The organism is Pseudomonas sp. B10, from assembly GCF_900156235.1.
Classification (GTDB): Bacteria; Pseudomonadota; Gammaproteobacteria; order Pseudomonadales; family Pseudomonadaceae; genus Aquipseudomonas; species Aquipseudomonas siliginis.
In genome coordinates this window covers 4,828,565-4,843,236 of sequence record NZ_LT707063.1, presented here as the reverse complement: position 1 = coordinate 4,843,236, position 14,672 = coordinate 4,828,565, and the positions used below count along the sequence as shown (strand labels likewise).

Here is a 14,672-nt window from a genome sequence, read left to right as displayed (position 1 = left end):
GCGGAGCACATCCAGTGGCCTGGCCATCATCTGTTCGGGGTCAACCTTCCAGAACCAGGCCAGGTCATAGGCGACGGCGATCAGGTCGGTGATGGCGCCGACGCCGCACTCATGAAAAAACTCGCAACAGCCCAGCTCAGCGCATTGAGGTCAGCCAGATCCAACTGGTTGACCGACGACGGCGGGATGCCGGCGCACACGGCGATGTATTTGGCCGCCACGTCCATGTCGAGGCTGACTTCTTCGCTCTTGTCGATCTTGTACGGCAGCGCCTTGATCGCTCGCACTTCCTGCACCGTCGGACGGCGCAGAACGAGTTCGGTCAGTGGCTCGCCGTGTGCTTCGATTGCTACTTGAAGCTTCACGGCGCCGCTCATTGCCAGGTCCCCTTGATGCCTTCGAATTTCAGTTCGATGGTGGCGTCGTCGCCCTTGGAAACTGGCTCCTCGACCAGATAGGCGCCGGCCAGCACGTAGACTTTGCCGTTGCTGAACTCGCAGGTGACCGTGATATCGGTGCCTTCGATCAGCTTCTTCAGCGGGAAGTCGGCGGTGTGCAGCGCGGTCACTTTGAACGACGGTGCGATGTCGGTTTCCTTGTAGAAACCGGGCACGACGGTTTCACGTTTGACGGCCATCAGCGGGGCTTCGCAGCCGCCATTGATGGTCAGTTGTGCGCCGTCGACCTTGACGTAGCAGGTGCCTGCAATCAGTTGACCCATGGTGTTTCTCCCTTCAAATAAAAAGCCCACGCGAGGTGGGCTGAATGCTTAGCGCCGACTGCGCGGATCAGGCCGCGTCGTCGTACTGCAGACGGAACTGGTTGAGCAGTGCGAACACGCGCAGGCCGTTGATGTAATCCGGCGGGAACAGCACGTTCACACGGCTCGGGTCCTGCACGTCGCGCTCGACAATCAGGTGCTCGGCGAACAGCTCGGCGTTCTCCACGTGGCCTTCGAGTTCGAGTTTGGCGTACTGCGCGATCAGCTCGCCGCGAATGGTCGCCGGGGTGACGATAGGCTGGCCTGCACCGAAACGGGTACCGTCGGAGGCCAGTTTGTGGCGGCCGTATTTGCTGGTGATCACGCTTTGCAGACGACGCACGATGAACGCCGACTGGTGCATGGTTTCGCTGTCCAGATAGGAGTTGTCGGCCTGGCCGTAGGCGTTCTTCTGGTAGGTGGTGATCGAACGCTGGATGCGCACGTAACCGCCTTCGTAGTACGCAGTAGCGATGCCGTAGTTGAGCAGCGACTGACGCTCGGTCAGGGTGAAACGCTCGCTCGCCGGCGCCGGGTCGACGCCCGGCAGGCTGCCGCTTTGGGTCGGACGGCTGGCATCGGCGGAGATGAACACCGCCGTGCGTGCAGCCAGCGCGGCGGCCTGTACCCAAAACGGTTGCGGTACGCCCGGTTCCAGCGCCTGGATGGTCATGTGCTGATCGTTGCGCGCCTGGCCTGCGGCAACCAGCGTACCGACGGTGCCGCGCTTGGCGCTGTAGACGTGACCAAACAATTGCTTGGCCCACGACCAGCGCCCGGTGCTGTCGTCCATGACCGCTTGCCAGGTGTTGAGAGTGGCCAGATCGGACCACGGCAAGGCGATGAATTCGAAAGGCTCATCGCCCAATGCTGCGACGGCAGCGATCTGATCCGGTACACCGGCGCCGCCGGTCATGGCGGTGATTGCGCTGGTCAGGCCGGCCGGAGTTTCTTCGCCGTTGCTCTTGCCCAGGCGATTGAATTGCAGACTGATGTCGTTGCCGCTGTCGCCGGTCCATTTGGCGGTGAGGGTGACCACGCCTTCGGCAGTGGCTGCGCTGACTGGCAGGTCGGCAGTGGCGTTGATTTTCTGCGCCAGTGCGGTTGCCGCTTGAGCGGCGGTGGCGCCGTTGACCACGGTGGCTTGCACACGCACGCCGCCGACATACAGGTTGAGCATGCCCGCCTGAGTTGCGGTGCCGGTCAGGGTCAACACACCTTTGGCGATAGCGCCTTCAGTGTTGTGCAGCGGCAGGCACCAGATCTCGCCGATCGGGTCGGCCTTGCGGAAGGTTTCGTACATCGAGGCGAGCATCGAGCCCTGGCCGCCGATGCTTTTCGCCAGCGCCACGCTGGAAACCAGCACCAGTTTGCCGACCTCAGTCGGGGCAACATTGTCGTTGACCTGGGCGACGATCAAACGACGCATGGCCGAAGTCGCGCTGTTGGCGGCCGAGTTGTCCATTTCGGCATAGAACAGCGGCACACGAATGTCCGCCGGGATGTTGCTGAATCCGATCGCCATTATTTGGCTCCCTGTGGTTTAGCCGCTTTTGCGGTTTTGAGTGTGATATCGCCGTCGGCCAGACGCCGGCGCCACCAGGCGCTGTCTAGCACGTCACGGCCTGCAGCCGGCAACAGGTCGCCCGCCTCCGGGTCAGGTACGACACGGCCAGCGGCCGGCACTACGGTGATGCGGTTGCTCATGGGGTTACGTCTCCAGAGAAAGTCATTTCCACCCGGCCATCCGGACCCGGGCGTTGCAGATTGGGATCGGCCGGATCAATCGCATCGACCCGCACCGTCATCCCGGTAAAAGACGACAAAGCGTCCAGTTCGCGCTCGTGCCAACTCTCCGCAGGCTGACTTGGCAGATTGCGGCCGAGCTGGAACTCGGCATAAAAACGCAGCCGATAGAAGGCGCGGCTGCTGTTGATCGAGACCATCTCGCCGCCGTCGTAAACGATGGCGCTGTAGTCGGCATCGGGCTTGAACCCCACCAGCGCGCGCCACAGTTCGGCGCGTAGGTCGTGCAACAGATCCAGCGCTTTTGTCGCGTCGGTAGCGTCAAGGGCCAGGACGATTTCAAAGCGGTCGCGGATTGGTTGGGTGGTGAGGTTTTGTGTGGTGCTGTTGCTGGCCAGATCGGCGATTACCAGCACGTGGGCCGAAGGTGTTGGCAGATCCGGGTTGCCTTGCAGCAACGCCAGATCGAGGCCCACCGAAATATGATTGGCAAGCCCAGGGCATTGCCCACGCAGTTGCGTGAGGATCGGGGTGATCTTCATGGGGGTGTTCCGAAGTAAGAGAAATTACAGTGAACGCCGCAGTCCCTGTGGGAGCGAGCCTGCTCGCGAAAGCGGTCGATCAGTCACATCGATGCTGAAGCTGACGTCCCTTTCGCGAGCAGGCTCGCTCGCATAGGGCTATGCGTGGAGAATTAAGGATGGTCGCGCGGCGGCACTTCACAGACGCCGATGCGCTTGGCCGCCCAGCGTTCGTAAAGGCCTATGGCGACATCGGCGCCGGCCATCGCCGTCAGGCAGCCAAAAGCGCCAGCGGCCCAGATCGACATGCCGGCGGCATACAGCAGCATGATCGCCGACACGCCGCAGATCATGCAGGCGCCGGAACGCAGAGCCAGACGCCGCACAAGTGACCAGCCGCGGGCGCCCTCCTTGTCGGCGCGCCACATTTCGCCGGACACCCCGCCGACGACAGCGAGTAGGATGACCAGCCAGATCGGCATGTCCGCCAACGCTTGTTGCTCGTTTGTCATGTCACGCCTCCGTGGGTGATTGATGAGTGATGGGTTGGGTTCAACGCTTTCTCTTGAGGCAGGCATTCCAAAAAGCCCGGCGCTTGCACGCCAGGCTTTTCAGTAATGCGCTCCTTCGCCTCCCTTCAAATCCTGTAGTCATGAAGGGAGCTGACTTTTCGGCGCTACTGGCGCGGTACGAGTCCATTCAAATTGTTTTTCCGACCGCGGTCCCTGCCCGCCGGATAACTGCTTCTGGTGTTTTACGCTGCACACCCGGGTCAGTTGCCAACCCTCTGAACCGTTGAGGCCGGTTCATCGCTGCCTGTTCTTGTGGAACTAAAGAGCTTGTCTTGCCAGCCGCTTTGTCGAGCGGCTTGGTGGCAAGAATATGCATGGATGCATATACAGTCAATGCGTAAATGCATTTATTTATGCATTAAATTTGCGCATATGCATGAAACCCAAGCGGGCCAAGGGGTGGGGAGATTTCTGCAGGCGAAAAAAACCTGCCGAGGGGCAGGTTTCAGTTGAATCGAAAGGGGCTAGCGGGCGTACATGCCCCACCAGAAGACGTGACCGAGGATAACGATCTGCTCTTCCTGGATTTCCTGGAAGCTGTAGTCCTCGTCCGGATGCTCGTCGCGATTGAAGCTGCGCAGACGGATACCGGTGGGCAGGCGATAGAGTTGCTTCACACGCAGCTGACCGTTGTGATTGATCGCATACAGATCGCCATCGATGATGTCGCCGATGCCGCACTTGCCGGCGTTGACGCCGACGGTGGCGCCATCGCGCAGAACCGGCAACATGCTGTTGCCGCGTACTGTCACACACTTGGCCTGGTCGAACTGCACACCGTTGTGGCGCAGGCTGCGCTTGCCGAAGCGCAGGCTAGAGCGCTCGCTCTCTTCGATGACGAATCTTCCTGATCCAGCAGCCAATTCAACCTCACGTAGAAAGGGCACCGACACCTCGTCGTCATCGACGGGCGTGTCGTCGTCCCACAGGCTTATGTCCTTGAGTTCCGCATGCACGTCAGCGCGAGTGCTGCCGGTCGTTGGCGCGACGTCCGCGCGCCCGCGCAACTGATCGGTGCTGACGTTGAAATACTCGGCGATCTTCGAGATGTGTTTATCCGAAGGATCGACAATCTTCCCGCTGAGAATCCGCGAGAGCGTTGATTGAGGCACGCCGGTGCGACGGTGGAGCTCCGTGGGGGAGATCCCGTGCTGGTCGAGCAGTGCTCTTAAGACGGAGGAAACGTTGCGTTTTTGCATAACGCGCATAGTGCTTGAAGTTTTTCGCGAAGACAAATGCTTATTTGCATAAATCGTGCATAGATCAACTTTTCTCTACAAGTCAACGCTCACCCGACCGCAGTGCCTGCGTCGGGCTGACTGCCCATGGTAACCTTGCGCCCATCGCGGAAAAGCCCGGCCACCGCCCGCGCTTTGCCCTACATCTTTTAACGAGTTGCCCGACAATCCGATGAATAAAGCCGTCTCCGACCTCTCCTCCCACACTCCGATGATGCAGCAATACTGGCGCCTGAAGAATCAGCACCCGGATCAGCTGATGTTCTATCGCATGGGCGATTTCTACGAGATCTTCTACGAAGACGCGAAGAGAGCCGCCAAGTTGCTGGACATCACCCTGACCGCGCGCGGGCAGTCGGCGGGCCAGGCGATTCCGATGTGTGGGATTCCTTACCACGCGGCGGAAGGTTACCTGGCGAAACTGGTCAAGCTCGGCGAGTCGGTGGTGATTTGCGAGCAAGTCGGCGACCCGGCCACCAGCAAAGGCCCGGTGGAGCGCCAGGTCGTACGGATCATCACGCCGGGGACGGTCAGTGACGAAGCGCTGCTGGACGAACGCCGCGATAACCTGATCGCAGCGGTATTGGGCGATGAGCGTCTATTCGGTCTGGCGGTGCTGGACATCACCAGCGGCAACTTCACCGTGCTCGAGATCAAAGGCTGGGAAAACCTGCTCGCCGAACTGGAGCGGGTCAACCCGGTTGAGCTGCTGATTCCGGATGACTGGCCGAAAGACCTGCCGGCGGAGAAACGCCGTGGCGTACGTCGTCGTGCGCCGTGGGATTTCGAGCGTGATTCGGCGTTGAAAAGTCTCTGCCAGCAGTTTTCCACCCAAGACCTGAAAGGCTTCGGCTGCGAAAACCTGACCCTGGCCATCGGCGCTGCCGGCTGCCTGCTGGCCTACGCCAAGGAAACCCAGCGCACCGCCCTGCCCCACTTGCGCAGCCTGCGTCATGAACGTCTCGATGACACCGTGGTGCTCGACGGCGCCAGCCGGCGCAATCTGGAGCTGGACACTAACCTGGCCGGCGGCCGCGATAACACCCTGCAATCGGTGGTCGATCGCTGCCAGACCGCCATGGGCAGCCGCTTGCTCACTCGTTGGCTGAACCGGCCGTTGCGCGACCTCACCGTGCTGCTCGCACGCCAGACGTCGATCCGCTGCCTGCTCGACGGTTATCGCTTTGAAAAGCTGCAACCGCAGCTCAAGGAAATCGGCGACATCGAGCGGATTCTGGCGCGGATCGGTTTGCGCAATGCGCGGCCGCGTGACCTTGCGCGTCTGCGTGACGCTCTCGGCGCACTGCCCGAACTGCAAGTGGCGATGACCGATCTGGAAGCGCCGCATCTGCAGCATCTGGCGGCCACCACCAGCACTTACCCGGAACTGGCGGCGCTGCTGGCAAAAGCCATTATCGACAACCCGCCCGCGGTGATCCGCGACGGCGGCGTGCTAAAAACTGGTTACGACAGTGAGCTCGACGAACTGCAATCGCTGAGCGAAAACGCCGGCCAGTTCCTCATCGATCTCGAAGCCCGAGAGAAAGCCCGTACTGGTCTGGCCAATCTGAAAGTCGGCTACAACCGTATCCACGGCTACTTCATCGAACTGCCGAGCAAGCAGGCTGAATCGGCGCCGGCCGACTATATCCGCCGGCAGACGCTCAAAGGCGCCGAGCGCTTCATTACACCTGAGCTGAAAGAATTCGAAGACAAGGCATTGTCGGCCAAGAGTCGTGCGCTGGCCCGGGAAAAAATGCTTTACGAAGCGCTGCTCGAAGACTTGATCAGCCAGTTGCCGCCGTTGCAGGACACCGCCGGCGCATTGGCCGAGCTGGATGTGCTGAGCAACCTCGCCGAGCGTGCGCTGAATCTTGACCTGAATTGCCCGCAGTTCGTCAGCGAGCCGTGCATGCGCATCACCCAGGGTCGTCACCCGGTGGTCGAGCAAGTGCTGACCACACCGTTCGTGGCCAACGATCTGAGCCTCGACGACAACACGCGCATGCTGGTGATCACCGGCCCGAACATGGGTGGTAAGTCCACTTACATGCGGCAAACCGCGTTGATCGTGTTGCTGGCGCATATTGGCAGTTTCGTACCAGCCGCCAGTTGCGAGCTGTCGCTGGTGGACCGCATCTTCACCCGCATCGGCTCAAGCGATGATCTGGCCGGCGGTCGCTCGACCTTCATGGTCGAGATGAGCGAAACCGCCAACATCCTGCATAACGCCACCGAGCGCAGTCTGGTGCTGATGGACGAAGTCGGGCGCGGTACCAGCACCTTTGACGGTCTTTCGCTGGCGTGGGCAGCGGCCGAGCGCTTGGCTCATCTGCGCGCCTACACCCTGTTCGCCACGCACTATTTTGAACTGACCGTGCTGCCGGAAGCCGAACCTCTTGTAGCTAACGTACATCTCAACGCCACCGAGCACAACGAACGGATCGTGTTCCTGCACCATGTTCTGCCTGGGCCTGCCAGTCAGAGCTATGGCTTGGCAGTCGCACAACTGGCCGGCGTGCCGAGCGAGGTGATTCTGCGAGCGCGGGAGCATCTGAGTCGCCTGGAAGACACTGCCCTGCCCCACGAGGCGCCGAAACCGGCGGCCAAGGGCAAGCCGTCGACACCGCAGCAAAGCGACATGTTCGCCTCACTGCCACATCCGGTGCTGGACGAATTGGCGAAAGTGGATCTGGACGACATGACGCCACGCCGTGCGCTGGAAATGCTCTATGCACTGAAGAACCGGATATAAGCACTGAAGAAGCGGATATAACGCAATTCGCTTCAAGCTGTTAGAATCTCGCGCGGTTCGGGATGCTGCTGGCTCATAGCCTGGTCAGCAGGTATCGCTCCCGAACCTGGCGACCCCAACCGTGAAGGGGCAACGCTGCCGCCGCCTGAGGAGAAAATTAGAAATGACCTTCGTCGTCACCGACAACTGCATCAAGTGCAAGTACACCGACTGCGTAGAAGTCTGTCCGGTGGACTGCTTTTACGAAGGCCCGAACTTCCTGGTGATTCACCCGGACGAGTGCATCGACTGCGCGCTGTGTGAACCAGAATGCCCGGCTGTGGCGATCTTCTCGGAAGACGAGATCCCAAGCGGCATGGAAAACTTCATCGAGCTCAATGCCGAGCTGGCGGATATCTGGCCGAACATCACCGAAAAGAAAGAATCGCTGCCTGATGCTGAAGAGTGGGATGGCAAGCCGAACAAGATCGAACAACTCGAACGCTGATCTGCCCCGCGCTCGACTGAAAGGCCCCTTGCGGGCCTTTTTGCTTTTGCAGGTTTTACTTTCTGCAGACGAAAAAAGGGGCGGTATGACCCGCCCACATTTTTTCCCTATTCCCTGTATTCCTTTTCATCGTCCTGATGAATCGCCTCCTGCGATGTCCGTTCCCCTCTTCCGTGAAGGGCGTGTCTGTCCGTCGACACAGTTGAGATATTAGAGAGTTTCTGGAGACGAGCAATTGGCCCTCGGCGTACGCGCACTCTGTCATAAGGGCATAACAATTAAGAAATAATCAACAAAATCAAAAGGTTGCTCAGTGGAAGTGAACGCGATCGCCATCTACCGAAGTGTAAAAATAACGAACACTTACGACACAGTAAGCAAAGGCTTACAGCGCGAGACTACAAATTCAGAAATTGACGACCGCTTGTCTGGTGGCTGCCGAAAGCCCGATTTGCTGCACGCGAAAAACAAAAAAGCCCCGACTGATCGAATCAGCCGGGGCTTTTGCGGGCGGAGGATAAGGCGCTTATTGAAACAGCGACTCGCTCGACAGGCCGTTCTTTTCAAGGATCTCGCGAAGGCGCTTGAGCCCTTCCACCTGAATCTGCCGTACCCGCTCGCGGGTCAGGCCGATCTCCAGACCGACATCTTCCAGCGTGCTGCTTTCGTGACCACGCAGGCCGAAGCGGCGAATCACCACCTCGCGCTGCTTGTCGGTCAGCTCCGACAGCCATTGATCGATGCTCTGCGACAGATCATCGTCCTGCAACAGTTCGCACGGATCGGTCGGACGATCGTCAGTGAGTGTGTCCAGCAGGGTTTTATCCGAATCCGGACCCAGCGAGACGTCGACCGAAGAAACCCGTTCGTTCAGGCCCAGCATGCGCTTGACCTCGCCCACCGGTTTTTCCAGCAGGTTGGCAATTTCTTCGGGTGAAGGTTCGTGGTCGAGTTTTTGCGTCAGCTCCCGCGCGGCCCGCAGGTACACGTTGAGCTCCTTGACCACGTGAATCGGCAACCGGATGGTCCGGGTCTGATTCATGATCGCGCGCTCGATGGTCTGACGGATCCACCAGGTCGCGTAGGTCGAGAAACGGAAGCCGCGCTCGGGATCGAACTTTTCCACCGCGCGGATCAGGCCGAGGTTGCCCTCTTCGATCAGATCCAGCAGCGACAGCCCCCGATTGACGTAACGCCGGGCGATCTTGACGACCAGCCGCAGGTTACTTTCGATCATGCGCTTGCGCCCGGCAGGATCGCCACTTTGCGACAAGCGCGCAAAATGAACTTCTTCTTCCGGGGAGAGCAGAGGGGGAAAAGCCGATTTCGTTGAGATACAGCTGCGTGGCATCAAGTGCCCGAGTGTAGTCGATGTATTTATGTTGTTTGAGTGTGGCGGAGTGTCTGGATTTGGAACGAACGGAAGGTGGAGCAGCCCCTTCATCATTCAACATCGAATCCGAATCGATGCCGGTCTCCATAAGGAGAACCTCATCGTCGATGTCAAACTCCGGCACTTCTTTACTGAGAGCCATTGTTATAGTCCTTTGGTGAGTTCGACCCCAAGCTCAAGCGACGCCTTTATCCTTGGCAACGCTGGAGCCTGTCCCCTCTACGCGACGGAACAGGCTGGCCTACAAATCAACGTCTTGGCAGGAACTGCAGCGGATCCACTGGTTTACCTTGGCGGCGAATCTCAAAATGCAGTTTCACCCGGTCTGTACCCGTTGACCCCATTTCGGCAATTGTCTGTCCGACCTTGACCTGCTGCCCCTCCCGAACCAACAGCCTGCGGTTATGTCCGTAAGCACTGACGTAGGTTTCGCTGTGTTTGATGATGACCAATTCGCCGTAGCCCCTTAAGCCACTCCCGGCGTATACGACCGTCCCATCAGACGCAGCTAAAACAGGCTGTCCCAAATCTCCGGCGATATCAATTCCTTTATTCAAACTACCGTTTGAAGAGAATTTTCCAATCAGAACGCCATTAGATGGCCATCCCCAGCCGGTCGGGGCCGGGCCTGCCGGAGGCAATGGAGCGGGTGCAGGTTTGCTCGCGACGGACGGTACAACCCCTTTGGAACCGGTGGTTGTAGTGGTTGTGGTGCCATTCGCCTGGCGCCGGATTACCGTGGTTTTACTCGACGAAGAAGGTGAAGAACTGGAGTTGCTCACCACCGCTGTCGGCGTTGAACCGCTGCGCCCGTCGAAGCGAATTGTCTGACCCGGATGGATCGTATACGGCGTAGGAATATTGTTCCGGGCGGCGAGGGTTTTGTAGTCCCAGCCGTAACGAAAGGCGATCGAAAACAAAGTATCGCCGGGACGGACTACATACTGCCCGGTAGTAACGGTAGGACGTTGCGCCACCGCATTGTTGCGATCAACAACGCGCACGTTGCTCGATTTGGTGCTGGAGCAACCGACCAGCAAGGTGCTCAAGACAAGGCCAGTCACCAGGCGCTGAAAGCTCGTGTTACCCATACGCTGCGCAATGACTGTGAGACTCACCCGCCGCTCCCTTTGTGGTGGCTGAAAAATTCTGAATGCCGCATTGCGGCATGAGGTGTCGCAAGTATAACGGGCCGAACCGGCTTTACCTTTAATGAAGCGAAATCACCGGACGCACACGTTTGCCAAGGGCAAGTACGCTGCGTTTAAACTCTGACTGCCGGTGTAAGACCGGCGCCGTTGAAAGGAATTCAGCGCCTGCTCGCAAATGCTCAGGCCAGTGGCCCGTTGAGCAAAGGCACGAAACGCACAGCGCCCAAAACGTGTCGGGAAAAGCCATGTTCTTCGCGCACGATCAGCATCAGTTGTTGCACTTCACCGGAGCCGACCGGAATCACCATGCGCCCACCGGGGGCCAGTTGATCCAGCAAAGCTTGCGGTACATCGGTGGCAACGGCGGTGACGATGATGCCGTTGTATGGTGCCAGCGCCGGCCAGCCTTCCCAGCCATCGCCCCAGCGAAACACCACGTTGCGCAGGTTCAGCTCGACCAGACGCTCCTTGGCGCGGTCCTGCAGCACCTTGATGCGTTCGACCGAAAACACCCGTTCGACCAGTTGCGACAACACCGCCGTCTGGTAGCCGGAACCGGTGCCGATCTCCAACACTTTATCCAGCGGGCCGGCCTCCAGCAGCAGCTCGCTCATGCGCGCCACCATATAAGGCTGGGAAATGGTCTGGTTGTTGCCGATCGGCAGCGCGGTGTCTTCATAAGCGCGATGTGCCAGCGCCTCATCGACAAACAGATGACGCGGCGTGCGGCGGATCACTTCCAGCACTTTGGCGTTCGACACGCCTTCTTCATACAGCCGCTGGATCAGTCGCTCACGTGTACGTTGGGAGGTCATGCCAATTCCGCTACGCAGGCGGTCGTCATGTTCACGCATCAGCTCAGCCCCCCCAGCCAGCCATCCAGACTTCTGAAGGCATCATTGAAGGTGCGATCGAGCTGCAACGGTGTGATGGACACATAACCCTGCATCACGGCATGAAAATCGGTACCCGGGCCGCCGTCCTCAGCATCGCCGGCAGCGGCGATCCAGTAACCGGCCTTGCCGCGCGGATCGACCACTTTCATCGGCGCCGCCGCGCGGGCGCGATGACCGAGGCGGGTCAACTGAATGCCACGGATGTGATCGATGGGCAGATTGGGAATGTTCACGTTGAGCACCGTGCGCGGCGGCAGATCCAGCCCGGCGTGGGCCTCGACCAGTTTGCGCGCAAAGTAGGCCGCAGTCGGCAGATTGTCCACCTGACGCGAGACCAGGGAGAAGGCAAACGATGGGCGCTCGAGAAATCGTCCTTCCAGCGCTGCCGCCACGGTTCCGGAATACAGCACGTCGTCGCCAAGATTGGCGCCCAGATTAATGCCGGATACCACCATGTCCGCTTCGCGCTCAAGCAAGCCGTTAAGGCCCAGGTGAATGCAATCGGTCGGTGTGCCGTTGAGGCTGATAAAGCCGTTGGCCAGGTATTGCGGGTGCAGCGGACGGTCGAGCGTCAGCGAACTGCTGGCGCCGCTTTTGTCCTGCTCCGGGGCGATAACCACGCATTCGGTGTAATCCGCCAGCGCAGCATAAAGCGCGGCGAGACCGGGCGCGGTTACCCCATCGTCGTTTGAAATCAGAATACGCATGGGCTGTCCGTCTGCCCCACCGGCACCAGATCAACGAGCTCGCGCACCAATACGGTGGCAAAGCATCCGGCCGGGAGGACGAATTCCAGTTGCAGAATGTCAGGTTGGGGATAATGCCACGTCAACCCGCCAATGGGCAGCCGCAGGATGCGACGTTCATGGCTCATGCCGGCGTGGATCAACCAGTCACGCAGATCCGCTTCGCGGGCGGCGATCTCCTGCTCCAGTTCATGGACTGCGCCAGCGGTGGGCGAGTCACCTTCGCCCCACTGCGGACCGGTCGGGTGCAGGTCGAGAATCGCCAGACGCGGGTCGCTGCATTCGGCTTCGCCGGCCGGGAAAAAGCTGCGGCTGTCAGTAAAGGCCAACAGATCGCCCACCAGTGCGGTATTCCAAGTGCCATCGGCGACGCGCGCCGCCAGCACCTGGTTGAACAGAAAGCTGCGCGCCGTCGACAGTAACCGCGATCGCACATTGCGCTGTTCCGGCAAAGCCTTGCGCGCCGCCCACGCCCGCGCATCGACAACGTTGCCGCCGTCATGGCCGAAGCGCTGGGCGCCGAAATAATTGGGGATGCCTTGTTTGGCGATCAGTTGCAGGCGCTGTTCAATCGCATCTTTGTCGCCATTGAATTGCGTCAGGCGCAGGGTGAAACCGTTGGCCGAATGCGCACCGCGTTGCAGCTTGCGCTTGTGGCGCGTGGTCTTGAGGATCTTCAGCGTGTCGTTTTCCGCTGCCGACAGATCCGGATCGGCCTTGCCCGGCAATTGCACGCTGAACCACTGACGGGTCAGGGCCTGACGATCTTTGAGGCCGGCATAGCTGACGGTGCGCAACGGCACGCCCGCCGCTTTGGCGATCCGCCGTGCCGCTTCTTCGGTATTGAGGCCGCGCTTTTCCACCCAGATCCACAGGTGTTCGCCGTCACCGCTGAACGGGATATCCAGCACTTCATCGACCTGAAAATCTTCGGCGATGGCTTTCAGTACCGCTGTGCCGAGCGGTGCGCCATAGGCCCGCGGGCCGAGCAATTGCAGTTCATTCATGCGCGCAGCAACAAGGCAACGGAATGCACGGCGATGCCTTCTTCGCGACCGACAAAGCCAAGCTTTTCGGTGGTGGTAGCTTTGACGTTCACTTGATCCAACTCAACTTGAAGATCCGCCGCGATCAGCGCGCGCATCGATTCGATATGCGGCGCCATTTTTGGCGCCTGGGCAACGATGGTGTTGTCGACGTTGCCGATTTTCCAGCCCTTGGCGTGGATCAGACTGACCACATGACGCAACAGCACACGGCTGTCGGCGCCCTTGAATTGCGGATCGGTGTCCGGGAAGTGTTTGCCGATATCACCCAGCGCCGCCGCGCCGAGCAAGGCATCGCTCAAGGCGTGCAGCAGGACGTCACCGTCGGAATGAGCGAGCAGCCCGAAGCTGTGTGCAATCTGCACGCCGCCCAGAGTAATGAAATCGCCTTCAGCGAAACGGTGCACATCGTAGCCGTGGCCAATACGCATAAAAAAACGCCCCGATTTTTGTCAGGGCGTGATTCTACCTGCATTAACCGCGCAGAGCGCGTGCGTGATGCTGCAAGTGGTCGTCAATGAAGCTTGAGATGAAGAAATAGCTGTGGTCGTAGCCCGGTTGCAGGCGCAGCTCCAGCGGATGCCCCGCTTGTTTTGCTGCGTGTTGCAAGGCCTCGGGTTTCAATTGCGTGGCGAGGAAATCGTCACGATCACCTTGATCGACCAACAACGGCAACTTCTCCGTCGCCTCCGCGATAAGCACACAGGCGTCCCACTCCTTCCACTTCGAACGGTCTTCGCCCAAATAGTTGGAAAAGGCCTTCTGACCCCACGGGCAATCGATCGGATGGGTGATCGGCGAGAACGCCGACACTGACTGATAACGCCCGGGATTGCGCAGCGCGCAGACCAACGCGCCGTGGCCGCCCATGGAGTGACCGCTGATGCTGCGTTTGTCGGAAGCGGGGAAATGCGCCTCGACCAGAGCGGGCAACTCCTGCACGACATAGTCATGCATCTGATAGTGCCGCGCCCACGGTTCCTGCGTGGCGTTTAGATAAAACCCAGCGCCGAGGCCGAAATCCCAAGCTTTGTCGGCATCGTCCGGGACATCCGGGCCACGTGGGCTGGTATCCGGCGCGACGATGATCAGACCAAGTTCGGCAGCCATGCGCATCGCGCCGGCCTTCTGCATGAAATTCTCATCGGTGCAGGTCAGCCCGGACAACCAGTACAGCACCGGCAGCTTGCCGCCCTGCTCCGCTTGCGGCGGCAGGTACACGGCGAAGACCATGTCGCAATCAAGCACTTCGGAGCGATGGCGATAACGCTTGTGCCAGCCACCGAAACTCTTCTGACAGGAAATGTTTTCCAGATTCAAGGGATTCTCCCTAGCTGTAAGCTGCAAGCCGCAAGCTTCAA

Annotated in this window: 15 protein-coding genes and 1 pseudogene; 2 read left to right on the top strand and 14 right to left on the bottom strand. The window is 59.7% G+C overall.

What is annotated here, in order from left to right:
* Positions 1-80: 80 nt before the first annotated feature.
* From BXA01_RS21890 to BXA01_RS21860, 7 genes are all read right to left on the bottom strand, one after another.
* Positions 81-377, bottom strand: coding sequence for a phage tail assembly protein (locus BXA01_RS21890; protein ID WP_007908778.1), 297 nt, complete (start codon positions 375-377; stop codon positions 81-83).
* Positions 374-721 (bottom strand): phage tail tube protein, encoded by a 348-nt coding sequence (locus BXA01_RS21885; protein ID WP_007908779.1) that lies wholly within the window; start codon positions 719-721, stop codon positions 374-376. The genes BXA01_RS21890 and BXA01_RS21885 overlap by 4 nt, the downstream gene beginning before the upstream one ends.
* Before the next feature lie 67 nt (positions 722-788).
* On the bottom strand, positions 789-2,285 hold the full coding sequence (locus BXA01_RS21880) for a phage tail sheath subtilisin-like domain-containing protein (RefSeq protein WP_076566152.1): 1,497 nt from the start codon (positions 2,283-2,285) through the stop codon (positions 789-791).
* Positions 2,285-2,467 carry a DUF2635 domain-containing protein gene (locus BXA01_RS21875; RefSeq protein WP_016771429.1) on the bottom strand — a complete coding sequence of 61 codons (183 nt, stop codon included), beginning with the start codon at positions 2,465-2,467 and terminating at the stop codon, positions 2,285-2,287. The genes BXA01_RS21880 and BXA01_RS21875 overlap by 1 nt, the downstream gene beginning before the upstream one ends.
* Complete coding sequence (locus BXA01_RS21870) at positions 2,464-3,048, bottom strand: phage tail terminator protein (protein ID WP_076566150.1); 585 nt, start codon at positions 3,046-3,048, stop codon at positions 2,464-2,466. Before BXA01_RS21870 ends, BXA01_RS21875 begins: the two co-directional genes overlap by 4 nt.
* A gap of 152 nt (positions 3,049-3,200) precedes the next feature.
* Positions 3,201-3,539, bottom strand: a complete 339-nt coding sequence (locus BXA01_RS21865) for a phage holin family protein (RefSeq protein ID WP_056783240.1) — start codon at positions 3,537-3,539, stop codon at positions 3,201-3,203.
* Positions 3,540-4,063: 524 nt separating this feature from the next.
* On the bottom strand, positions 4,064-4,807 hold the full coding sequence (locus tag BXA01_RS21860) for a LexA family transcriptional regulator (RefSeq protein WP_076566148.1): 744 nt from the start codon (positions 4,805-4,807) through the stop codon (positions 4,064-4,066).
* 202 nt (positions 4,808-5,009) lie between these two features.
* Here BXA01_RS21860 and mutS point away from each other — a divergent pair, with 202 nt between their 5' ends.
* A complete protein-coding gene (mutS, locus tag BXA01_RS21855; protein ID WP_076566146.1) occupies positions 5,010-7,592 on the top strand; it encodes a DNA mismatch repair protein MutS in 2,583 nt (860 codons plus the stop codon).
* Positions 7,593-7,755: 163 nt separating this feature from the next.
* The gene (fdxA, locus tag BXA01_RS21850; protein ID WP_041478114.1) at positions 7,756-8,079 is read left to right on the top strand and encodes a ferredoxin FdxA; all 324 of its coding nucleotides are present in this window, start codon (positions 7,756-7,758) and stop codon (positions 8,077-8,079) included.
* Positions 8,080-8,605: 526 nt separating this feature from the next.
* Here the strand turns inward: fdxA and rpoS are convergent.
* The 7 genes and pseudogenes from rpoS to fghA form a co-directional block, all read right to left on the bottom strand.
* Positions 8,606-9,533: pseudogene (gene rpoS, locus BXA01_RS21840) on the bottom strand (RNA polymerase sigma factor RpoS).
* A 187-nt stretch (positions 9,534-9,720) separates the two neighbouring features.
* Positions 9,721-10,590 (bottom strand): peptidoglycan DD-metalloendopeptidase family protein, encoded by an 870-nt coding sequence (locus BXA01_RS21835; protein WP_041478115.1) that lies wholly within the window; start codon positions 10,588-10,590, stop codon positions 9,721-9,723.
* Between the two features lie 212 nt (positions 10,591-10,802).
* Complete coding sequence (locus BXA01_RS21830) at positions 10,803-11,438, bottom strand: protein-L-isoaspartate(D-aspartate) O-methyltransferase (protein ID WP_160768345.1); 636 nt, start codon at positions 11,436-11,438, stop codon at positions 10,803-10,805.
* 38 nt (positions 11,439-11,476) lie between these two features.
* Positions 11,477-12,226, bottom strand: coding sequence for a 5'/3'-nucleotidase SurE (gene surE, locus BXA01_RS21825; protein ID WP_024011837.1), 750 nt, complete (start codon positions 12,224-12,226; stop codon positions 11,477-11,479).
* Positions 12,214-13,272, bottom strand: coding sequence for a tRNA pseudouridine(13) synthase TruD (gene truD / locus BXA01_RS21820; RefSeq protein WP_076566143.1), 1,059 nt, complete (start codon positions 13,270-13,272; stop codon positions 12,214-12,216). Before truD ends, surE begins: the two co-directional genes overlap by 13 nt.
* Positions 13,269-13,742 carry a 2-C-methyl-D-erythritol 2,4-cyclodiphosphate synthase gene (ispF, locus tag BXA01_RS21815; protein WP_076566141.1) on the bottom strand — a complete coding sequence of 158 codons (474 nt, stop codon included), beginning with the start codon at positions 13,740-13,742 and terminating at the stop codon, positions 13,269-13,271. The genes truD and ispF overlap by 4 nt, the downstream gene beginning before the upstream one ends.
* 43 nt (positions 13,743-13,785) lie before the next feature.
* The gene (gene fghA, locus BXA01_RS21810) at positions 13,786-14,631 is read right to left on the bottom strand and encodes an S-formylglutathione hydrolase (protein WP_039762487.1); all 846 of its coding nucleotides are present in this window, start codon (positions 14,629-14,631) and stop codon (positions 13,786-13,788) included.
* Positions 14,632-14,672: the final 41 nt, after the last annotated feature.

Coding starts and splice junctions, on each gene's coding strand:
- BXA01_RS21890 (WP_007908778.1), bottom strand. CDS start 377: ATGAGCGGCGCCGTGAAGCTTCAAGTAGCAATCGAAGCACACGGCGAG.
- BXA01_RS21885 (WP_007908779.1), bottom strand. CDS start 721: ATGGGTCAACTGATTGCAGGCACCTGCTACGTCAAGGTCGACGGCGCA.
- BXA01_RS21880 (WP_076566152.1), bottom strand. CDS start 2,285: ATGGCGATCGGATTCAGCAACATCCCGGCGGACATTCGTGTGCCGCTG.
- BXA01_RS21875 (WP_016771429.1), bottom strand. CDS start 2,467: ATGAGCAACCGCATCACCGTAGTGCCGGCCGCTGGCCGTGTCGTACCT.
- BXA01_RS21870 (WP_076566150.1), bottom strand. CDS start 3,048: ATGAAGATCACCCCGATCCTCACGCAACTGCGTGGGCAATGCCCTGGG.
- BXA01_RS21865 (WP_056783240.1), bottom strand. CDS start 3,539: ATGACAAACGAGCAACAAGCGTTGGCGGACATGCCGATCTGGCTGGTC.
- BXA01_RS21860 (WP_076566148.1), bottom strand. CDS start 4,807: ATGCGCGTTATGCAAAAACGCAACGTTTCCTCCGTCTTAAGAGCACTG.
- mutS (WP_076566146.1), top strand. CDS start 5,010: ATGAATAAAGCCGTCTCCGACCTCTCCTCCCACACTCCGATGATGCAG.
- fdxA (WP_041478114.1), top strand. CDS start 7,756: ATGACCTTCGTCGTCACCGACAACTGCATCAAGTGCAAGTACACCGAC.
- BXA01_RS21830 (WP_160768345.1), bottom strand. CDS start 11,438: ATGACCTCCCAACGTACACGTGAGCGACTGATCCAGCGGCTGTATGAA.
- surE (WP_024011837.1), bottom strand. CDS start 12,226: ATGCGTATTCTGATTTCAAACGACGATGGGGTAACCGCGCCCGGTCTC.
- truD (WP_076566143.1), bottom strand. CDS start 13,272: ATGAATGAACTGCAATTGCTCGGCCCGCGGGCCTATGGCGCACCGCTC.
- ispF (WP_076566141.1), bottom strand. CDS start 13,742: ATGCGTATTGGCCACGGCTACGATGTGCACCGTTTCGCTGAAGGCGAT.